The sequence below is a fragment of the uncultured Planktosalinus sp. genome, from assembly GCF_963973675.1.
GTDB lineage: Bacteria > Bacteroidota > Bacteroidia > Flavobacteriales > Flavobacteriaceae > Planktosalinus.
This window is the reverse complement of sequence record NZ_CAXBAN010000456.1, coordinates 1-1,761: the sequence shown is the minus strand read 5'-3', so window position 1 is coordinate 1,761 and position 1,761 is coordinate 1. Positions and strand designations below refer to the sequence as shown.

At 39.9% G+C, this 1,761-nt stretch carries 2 protein-coding genes and 1 pseudogene; all 3 read right to left on the bottom strand.

Going from position 1 to position 1,761, the window contains the following annotated elements; all coding sequences use genetic code 11:
- Window positions 1–176: 176 nt before the first annotated feature.
- Window positions 177–881 (bottom strand): 4-hydroxy-tetrahydrodipicolinate reductase, encoded by a 705-nt coding sequence (gene dapB / locus AACY61_RS13290; RefSeq protein WP_339612061.1) that lies wholly within the window; start codon window positions 879–881, stop codon window positions 177–179.
- Between the two features lie 3 nt (window positions 882–884).
- Window positions 885–1,463, bottom strand: a complete 579-nt coding sequence (locus AACY61_RS13285; RefSeq protein WP_339612060.1) for a DUF5683 domain-containing protein — start codon at window positions 1,461–1,463, stop codon at window positions 885–887.
- Window positions 1,453–1,761: pseudogene (locus tag AACY61_RS13280) on the bottom strand (chromosome partitioning protein ParB); the annotation flags it as partial. The pseudogene AACY61_RS13280 and the gene AACY61_RS13285, both read right to left, overlap by 11 nt.

Here is a 1,761-nt window from a genome sequence, read left to right as displayed (position 1 = left end):
TGGCAGCTTCCCAGGGTTGTCTGCCGGCTTTTTGATATAATTTCCAGGTTCCTGCAAAATGAAGCAGTTGGATAATCAGGAAAAATATAAACCATTCAGTAAATGTCATAGTATGTTCTTTTAAGTGTTGTTAACCTTATGTTTAAACTTCTGTTTGTCAATTTTTAAAAACTCTTTCAGGGTTCAATTCCGAGTACGTCTTTCATAGTAAAAAAACCCTTTTTACCTTGGAGCCATTCTGCTGCGAGCAGGGCCCCTTTTGCAAACCCCTCCCGGCTGTGGGCTTCATGTTTTATGCTTATAGTGTCGACGGCCGACTGATAAGTAATGCTATGTGTTCCTTTTACATCTTCTTCCCGCACTGCGGTAACAGGGATTACACCTTTTTCGGCAGCATTGAGTTTCCAGCTTGTATAGTTACTATGCTCGATGATATCGTTTGCAAGTGAAATTGCAGTACCACTGGGAGTATCCAGTTTTTGTATATGATGGATTTCTGTGATAGCCACTTTATAATCTTCTTGCTGTGCCATGAGTTGTGCCAGTTTCCGGTTTAAATCAAAAAACAAATTGACCCCCACACTGAAGTTAGATGCATAAATAAAGCTTCCGTTACGATTTTGGCAGCTTTTTAACACCCTGTCAAATTCATTAAGCCAGCCGGTAGTCCCGCTTACAATAGGAATTTGTTGTTCAAAACACTGTTCAATATTTAATACAGCCGCTTCAGGAACACTAAAATCGATGGCCACATCTGCACCGGAAAGCTTGTTTAACTCTTCTTTACGGGTACAAACAGCAACAATTTGATGTCCTTTCTCAACCGCTAATTTTTCGATTGTTTTACCCATTTTCCCATACCCTAAAAGTGCTATTTTCATGATCTAATCAAGTTTATAGGTAAGCCGCATTCCATAATTTGTAGATGCTTGAACCGGGTTGTAGTCAATTTCAGGATTGAGTGATAAATCTTCTGAAATATTGTACTGTTTGAGGTGTGCATCTACATTGGCATCTACAATATTAAGCAAATAAAAACCAACAGCAACTGCCAAGCTTACATCCATATTTCTTTTAGAAGTGCGTTGGGCGCGAATGAGCGTTTCATTTGCAATCCCCTGAAATTCATCATCAGAATATCCGGCGAGTCTTCTTTTATAAGCGTCGCGGTAACGTGTGAAATCATCTCTGTTGGTGGAGTAAAAGTAAATGCTTGCTCCAATTCCGGCATAAATAATTGGAATTTTCCAGTATTTATCATTATACACTTGTCCGAGTCCCGGAATGACAGCAGAATAGAAAGCTGCCCTGGAGGGTGCAAGTGGGTCATAGGGTTCTTTGGTGGTTTGATTTACTGTAAGTGTGGCATTATTGTTCACAAAGCTTAGGGTGTCCTTTTCTTGTGCGAAGGTTTTTAGCATAAACAGCAGCGGAAGCCACCATAAAAGTTGTTTACTTTTCACCCTGTATCAATTTTGTAATCCGTTCCAGTTCTGCTTTGTTTTTAAACGGTATAATCAGCTTTCCTTTGCCTTTGGCATTGGCTTTGACTTCTGTTTTTACTTCGAAAAAATCTGAGAGTTCCTTACCGGCTTTTTTAGCAAACGAAGGGGTTGTTGTCTTATTGGAAGTCGGTTTAGGTTCACCAGCCTGCTGAAGTTTTCTAACCAGGGCTTCAGTGTCTCTTACAGAGAGTTTGTCAGCAATGATTTTTTCATAGACATCAAGTTGTTCGTGGGTGTTGTCAAGAGTGATTAAAGC